A 6,657-nucleotide genomic window follows, 5' to 3' on the forward strand; every position below is an offset into this window, starting at 1 on the left:
CCAATTGGTAGTTTTTGAGTGCCTTTTCTTTTGCCATCGCTTCAGGATTATTCTTAACGTACTTATCATACCAGTCTGCATATTTCATTTCCGCTGGAACCATTACACGCTCTCCCGTGACTGGATCTCTAGCCGCGCGGCTCCGATGCTCGTAGCCTTCAATTTCTTCTTCCATCCATGACCGACAGTGTGGATGGAGCGGAGGCACATTTTTTCCAGGCACTGATTTTTCAATCGGCACCCGATCTCCGTCATGCTCCTGGCAAATCTTCGACGTTTTCAAATCTAAGGTTGCCCGGAAAATTCTGACCTTCGTCCCACGATCAATCGCTGCTGCTTTGTCTGATTCCTCAATCAGATAGGCTGTTTCCGTTCTGATCAGACGCTCTGCAGCATATTGACCATAGCTGGTCAGTTCTGTCAGCTCCGCTGCCATACGTTTGTAGCTTTTGCCTGACATAAGCCCTGCGGTTAACGTTTGCTGCAGCTTCTCCGCGAGAACATCCGTATTGTCCCAGACACTTTTTGAGTAATGTTTCCCACTCCAATTGTTTTTCAGGATTTCCTCAATGTGTTCCGGTGACATCGATGCGAATTCATAGGCATACCCTGTCCCCTGCTGGAAGTCGAAAACATTGTGCAAATAATTGTCCTCAACTGTTTTTCTATACAGCTCAGTAGACTTCTGCAGCTCTACATCAGCGACTTGTTTTGTCTTGATGTAGATGTCTTGTTTCAGAGCTTCCAACCGATCAATTCTCGCGCCATAGGCAGAAGCTTCTAACTTCGCCCGCAGATGCTTTTTTACGACTGGATCCTTGATTGTGCTGATCTGCAGCTTCATCTTGTTCCATTCATTCTCGTTGATTCTTTGGTTTAAGATATCCTTTGCCTCCGCGGAAGATAGATCGTTCTTACCTGCATAGCGGTAAAAGATTTTTTCAATATCGCGGTTAATATCGTCAATCGCCTGTTGATAGGCTGCTGTAACTTCTTTGATTGTCTTATTGCTGTTCTTGTGAGCTCTGTGGATGCGTTTTTCGGCACGTTCTTGCCAGTAGTCAGGATTACTCATTCAACTCTTTTTCGTCCTTCTGCGGCTCTGTCTGGTCGTCAGGATCGCCTTCCGCATAGTTTCCAAAAGCCTGCTGCTGTTGTTTCAACTTTTCCTGACTTTCCTTCTTTACCGCTTCCACTTCCGCATCCGGATCTTCAACAAAGTCCAGCTGGCTGATCAGCGTTTTCTGGCTCACCACACCGGACAGATTCGCGATAATCTGTGACAGCTCCAGCATGTTTTTCGGCAATCCACGCTTAAACTCGGGTATGATCGCCGCCGGATTCAGCGCGATATTTTTCAGACCGAGATAATTACAGATTAACCGCATCCGCTGCTTAAGCCCTTTGGTGTAGTATCGCTCTTTGGTCTTAGTGATCATCTCAAGACCAAGCAGTTTATACTCCATGGCTACGCCCGAGCTGTTGCCGACAAAGTTCTCATCAGTCAAACATGGCACGTGCGAAAAGGTATAAATATCATCCTTGATCGCCTTTTTCAGCACCTCGACCGATGTTTCGTCAAAGGTTCGCGTGATGTATTCCGCGCTGGCACCTGACGGCAGCTCTAGGATACCCAAGTCTTTGATCTGTTTTGCAGCTTCGCCTGTTTCCTTTTCATCATCACCAAGCAGCGCTCCGATGAGCACCAGGATCGCTTCTAGGAATTGTTCCTTGTCATTGACCCGGTCTGACATCAGCGTATTGTAAGCGTCAATCAGGCTGATCTGCTGCTCATAATCACCAATCCCATCTTTGTTGTTACGATACTCAACGATCGGCACGTCATCAAACAGATGGGATTCTGGATTGCTCTGAGCAGTTTGAGCAGCAACAGAATCGTTGATAATGTCGATCGTGTGGATAAAGTGCTTCGTAGCCACGACCGCTTTGTAAATTTCCTGCTTTGTCGCTGCGTCCACGATCCAATAGTAGTAAACACCAAATAGAACATTTTCCTCAATCGTGTCATCGTAAACCAAAAATGTGTGCTGAGGCTCAAGATTTTTGATCAAAGGACGCGCCTCATCCTGCGCGGCATAGATGTATTCATACGCTACACCTGCTCGCGACATATCAAGGGCATTGTCGTGATCGGTCTCGTCGACATCCGCCATATCAAAATAGTCGGTAAGCCGGTCAATATCCATCGCCTTATCACTGGTACTATAAGTGATCGGTGCCGCTAAAAAGTAACTGGTGGCTGTATCGGCGATATCCTTCGCATGGTTGCATACTAATCGATTATTGCTTGCGGCTTCATTTTTCTTTTTGCGCCGAAGAATGGCGTGACTTCCATCATAATAATCCAGATTCCGATGGATCCGCACGCCTTCTGTGCTTCGATGCGCATTGATCAGCTGCAGGATCCTGGACTTATCCAAATTCTGCTCATCAAATGCACCGATATATTTCATTTTCCTCATGTCCTCACCTCACACAATGCCATACCGGGATTTCCGGTGGGCTTTCGCTTTGCTCATTGTCATCTGATCCTCCAAGCTGTACCTGGTGGCGTCAATGCTGTGGTTGTTTTTATCGGGATATGATCCCTTGAAGTTGCCGTTCTTGTCTCGCTCCAACTCGCAACTGCTAAACTCCCGGGCTGTGTTTGGGCAATAGCGAGGGTCAATGATGATCTCGTTGAGATCCTGCAGCCACTTGATCCCATGGTCGACGGACCCCGGACCTTTTTTAGCTCCGATGATCCGCAGGCCCAGCTCCCTAAACTCGTTGATTGTCCGTGGATCCTCACTGTCCGCGACAACTAACTGATTAAGTGGATTGAGCAGCTTAATCTGTTGGACTGCCTTGGCGTTGGACAACCCCACCTGATAAAGCTCGCCGAAAATAAAAAGACGTCGGCGCGTCCTGTCAAAGTGGTTTTTAACGTAAGCCAGCGGATCTGCCGCAAAGCCAAAGTCCAGCCCGTGATGGACCTTGTCAAAGATGACCATCTCGTCATCAGTAATCTTCCGAACCTTAACATTGTCAAATACTTGGCCGCCCGTACCGGTTGCCTCACCGAGGTACTCATGCCGGTAAGCCATCGGCTTGTTGCGCTTAAGCTCCTCGGCCTCGATGTAAAACTGTGGGCCGAGCCACTCGCGCGGCACTGATCGGTAGTCACTGTGATGCACGATCGTGTCCGCTCGCGGCAGCAGCACATCTTGGTTGACCCAGTTATTGATGCTCTTTGGCGGGTTCCAGGAATAAAACACCCAGTACTTGTCGCCACCGCGCATCAGGGACTGATTGATCGTGCGTTCCTCCTCGTCACCATCAAACTCATCGCGCTCCTCATACCACGTATAAGCAAAATAGCCATGCTGCAGCTTGACAGATTTAATCTTCTTAGGCTCATCAGCTCCTCTAAATACGATGCGCTGACCGGTCGGCAAATAAGTCAAACCGAGAGGCGAGTATTTAGGCCGCCAAAGGTGATCAACGCCGAGCTTTTCGATTGCCCACAGCAGCTGCTCGAAAACGGACTCCTCCAAATATCTGCCTACCTTACGCAGCACCATCGCGTTGGCATCGGGATTGGACATCATACCCAGTACAATCATGATGCTGATAAACGATGACTTGGTCGATCCACGGCCGCCGGCAAGCTTGTAGTGCGTGTGCTTGTGCTCAGTAACGTCCCAGTACAGATCGTAAAAAGACGGGGCAATCAGCTCCGTTAGTCTAATCCGTGTCGGTAGGTTTTGGAATGTCATTGATAATCTCCACTTTGGATGCACCCTCAATGCTGATGTCCTGCTTGTTGCGCCAACGATCTGGACGGCGGTTGTTTAGCCAGTAGATCTGTGCGGTGACGTCAGGTGCGACCTGCTTGGTTGTTGTTTTGGTCTTTGTACCATCAGGACCAACCTCAGTGCACACCTCATCATACTCATATCCAATCGCCCGCTTGTACAACGCACTCTCAACACGGGCATCCGCAACCTCTTTGTTCACAGTGAGCGTCTGCAGCAACTCCTCATGCTCTTTTTTGTATCCGCTGAATGTGCTCTCAGACACGCCAAGTTTTTTGGCGATGTCCCGTTCGATCGCACCGTCACGCGCCCACTGAGCAATCAGATCCAGCTTAGGTTTAACATGTGTCTCATACTTACCGCGCATCCTATCACCTCCAATGGATTTGTTCATCAATCGACACTATTCGACATTTTAGTTCATTTTAGACAACATTTGTCTGTTGTTTTAAATTTGACGATTTATGTGCTTTAAATGCAGTGTTATTAGTTATATTCTCAAATTAAAATAACTTTGAGAGTAGAGGAAAATTATGGAAAATTTTTGTCCGGAATGCTGCTCAAATTGTCCGCACAGATTAGAGTTTTACTCAGCACTGTTGGATAACATTGAGCACTTTTTAAATCTCACACCTACTGAGGATGACAGAATCGACATCCTCGCTGTCCAATCCATAGCCGCTGACTTATTGAAGTATTGCGGCATCACCAATCAAGGCTACAGCCTGCTCACCAGTGCACTGACTTACTCTGTGCTGGATCCGACTTTATTGTAAGGTCAGCTGTATCCGAAGATCGCTGCCATGCACCACACAACAGCCACCAGAGTAGAGCGCAATATCCGCACATCAATCGAGGGAGCTTGGACCCGAGGCGATGCCAGTGTGTTATCAAAGTATTTTGGTAACATCATCCTGTCCGCCAAAGGCAAACCCACGAATCTACAATTTTTGCTTGTGATGAGTGACATCGTACATAAGCGATGCATCATCCCTCGCCATCCCGTCAAATAGGCCTCGTGCCTATTTTTTATTTAGCCCCGCAAGGCGATACGCGGGGCCGTGAGTTTGCAGGAAAGTTAGAAAGCAGAGGGGGAAAAGAACATCCTGCCGCATCCGACCAGAAGGAGAAAGAACCGGCCGGAAACCAAAGAAAAAGCACCCATCGCTGAGTGCTTCCGCAGATGGGTTCACTTAGAATTCATCCACCGCTAGTCTTAATTTAATCCTGTGACTTACTCCCATTCGGGAGCCCAGCGTTACTCCGTGCCCGGCGCAAAGGCATCTCATCACAGGCTCTGGCGCTGGCAGCATATAGGATGCGTCCATCCGTGTGCACTGGCCATAATTACCGATCTCGCGCCGATCCCGTATCGTGGGGATGCTACTATCGGCTCAGATACCCTCTGGCATCTTACGCGCACAGTATAGCACAAAAGTCAACCGTACGCGTACGGACTTTTACAAATTTGATCGATACGATACTGTAAACCTGTTTTTGACATATTGACCATAGGCGCAGCTGCCTGATAGCTGTATCCCTCCTCATATACCAACCGGATGATCTGCCGATCCTCAACGCTTAAGCTGTCAAGCCAGTCATCCAAGCCTAAAGCAGATCTTGCGGTTAACGTCTGCTGCAGCTGTGCCTCGATGGCTGCCTTTTGCACGCAGAGTTGCTGGCCTGGTGGATGCTTGTTATCTAAGCCTCTGATGTGCATCTCTCTGGCTGCCTGCTCTGGCCAGTCCTCATGCAGCCAAAGATAGGTGCTAAGATCAAGCAGCCATACTCGTAACTTGCTAATCTCACGGGAGTATGACCCGTACACCCGCAGCTTATCCTTTGTCCGTTTGATCCTCTCGTCCATCCCTATCCCTCCTCCGCTGCTTATACTGTGCCTTGTGGCTCCTGCAGGAACTGCTGATCGTCATCATCTACCGCCGGCAGCATCATAAATTCAAGCAGTTTATCTGGATTGTGACAGATACCTAATAAGACACAATCCTCGCACTCATTATCCGCGCTTAAGACGCAAGGATCTGATCGGCTAAACTGCTCGCACAAGGCCATAGCATATTTTACAAGATTGCGCATTATCGGTTGCTCCTCTCTGCCACGCGCAGCTTGCGTTTGAGCCTTGAAAGATGTCGCTGCAGATCTCTTTTGCGCATCGGCGACATTGTATCCCTGATCTGCTTTTGCGTGGCCAGGATGGCCGCCTGGAGCTCAGAGGCGGTCATCAACGGTCACCTCCGATCCGGTCGATCAATAGCACAACCGCAACAAATACGACGGCAAGCAGCGCGGGGATCATTGGTCATCTCTCCAATCCAGCGCTTGACCGCAGTTTTCACAGTAATTAGGCCTGTCGAATGAGCTTAAGCTTGTGCCACATCTCGGGCATAGATAAACCGTAACAACTCGTTGATCTCTAGGGTAAGACTCAAAGACTTCACGACGCTCAAATGGTTTTTGTGGCGTTGCTTTCTCAGCTAATTTTTTATATTTATTCATTTTTTTCTCCTTCTCGTCCCCTTTTTAGGGCTCCGGATGTTCGTCGTTTTGCTGATGAGATTCAGTTTCTTTTTCATCTCGTTCTCCAATATCCAAGACGAATTGCCATTTCTTCAAATTCGTCGATATTTATCAATTTCGGATCAATTTCATTATTTTCTGCAATTCTTTTCGCTGCTGTCGATGGCTGGATCACTTTCTTTTCCCATCCGCAGAAGACCATTCGATCTTTCTCTGCAATTTTTTCCGATTTCTTAAATTTGATCATTTTTCATTTCCCTCACAAATTCAAGCATACAGGCACATCCGACAACATCTTTTCTTT

Annotated in this window: 10 protein-coding genes; 2 read left to right on the plus strand and 8 right to left on the minus strand. The window is 48.1% G+C overall.

Annotated features, from left to right (window positions below; genetic code table 11):
* From I2D94_RS17610 to I2D94_RS17625, 4 genes are all read right to left on the minus strand, one after another.
* On the minus strand, positions 1-1,075 hold a 1,075-nt coding region (locus tag I2D94_RS17610), incomplete at its 3' end, for a minor capsid protein (protein WP_195397843.1).
* Positions 1,068-2,483, minus strand: a complete 1,416-nt coding sequence (locus I2D94_RS17615) for a phage portal protein (protein ID WP_195397844.1) — start codon at positions 2,481-2,483, stop codon at positions 1,068-1,070. The genes I2D94_RS17610 and I2D94_RS17615, both read right to left, overlap by 8 nt.
* 9 nt (positions 2,484-2,492) lie before the next feature.
* Positions 2,493-3,779: a PBSX family phage terminase large subunit gene (locus tag I2D94_RS17620; RefSeq protein WP_195397845.1), complete on the minus strand. Its 1,287-nt coding sequence runs from the start codon at positions 3,777-3,779 to the stop codon at positions 2,493-2,495.
* Positions 3,748-4,185: a hypothetical protein gene (locus I2D94_RS17625; RefSeq protein WP_195397846.1), complete on the minus strand. Its 438-nt coding sequence runs from the start codon at positions 4,183-4,185 to the stop codon at positions 3,748-3,750. Before I2D94_RS17625 ends, I2D94_RS17620 begins: the two co-directional genes overlap by 32 nt.
* Positions 4,186-4,351: 166 nt before the next feature.
* Between I2D94_RS17625 and I2D94_RS17630 the strand changes: the two genes are divergently transcribed.
* Together I2D94_RS17630 and I2D94_RS18760 are read left to right on the plus strand one after the other, a co-directional pair.
* Positions 4,352-4,594: a hypothetical protein gene (locus I2D94_RS17630; RefSeq protein ID WP_195397847.1), complete on the plus strand. Its 243-nt coding sequence runs from the start codon at positions 4,352-4,354 to the stop codon at positions 4,592-4,594.
* Positions 4,595-4,600: 6 nt separating this feature from the next.
* The gene (locus I2D94_RS18760) at positions 4,601-4,831 is read left to right on the plus strand and encodes a sporulation initiation factor Spo0A C-terminal domain-containing protein (RefSeq protein WP_370544637.1); all 231 of its coding nucleotides are present in this window, start codon (positions 4,601-4,603) and stop codon (positions 4,829-4,831) included.
* 425 nt (positions 4,832-5,256) lie between these two features.
* On the opposite strand, the gene I2D94_RS17640 is transcribed toward I2D94_RS18760, so the two are convergent.
* From I2D94_RS17640 to I2D94_RS17655, 4 genes are all read right to left on the minus strand, one after another.
* Positions 5,257-5,685: a sigma factor-like helix-turn-helix DNA-binding protein gene (locus tag I2D94_RS17640; protein WP_195397849.1), complete on the minus strand. Its 429-nt coding sequence runs from the start codon at positions 5,683-5,685 to the stop codon at positions 5,257-5,259.
* A gap of 20 nt (positions 5,686-5,705) precedes the next feature.
* Positions 5,706-5,912: a hypothetical protein gene (locus I2D94_RS17645; RefSeq protein ID WP_195397850.1), complete on the minus strand. Its 207-nt coding sequence runs from the start codon at positions 5,910-5,912 to the stop codon at positions 5,706-5,708.
* Between the two features lie 216 nt (positions 5,913-6,128).
* Positions 6,129-6,332 (minus strand): hypothetical protein, encoded by a 204-nt coding sequence (locus tag I2D94_RS17650; protein WP_195397851.1) that lies wholly within the window; start codon positions 6,330-6,332, stop codon positions 6,129-6,131.
* A gap of 73 nt (positions 6,333-6,405) precedes the next feature.
* The gene (locus I2D94_RS17655) at positions 6,406-6,600 is read right to left on the minus strand and encodes a hypothetical protein (protein WP_195397852.1); all 195 of its coding nucleotides are present in this window, start codon (positions 6,598-6,600) and stop codon (positions 6,406-6,408) included.
* Positions 6,601-6,657: the final 57 nt, after the last annotated feature.

The sequence above is a fragment of the Holdemania sp. 1001302B_160321_E10 genome (assembly GCF_015552275.1).
Taxonomy (GTDB): Bacteria; Bacillota_I; Bacilli_A; order Erysipelotrichales; family Erysipelotrichaceae; genus Holdemania.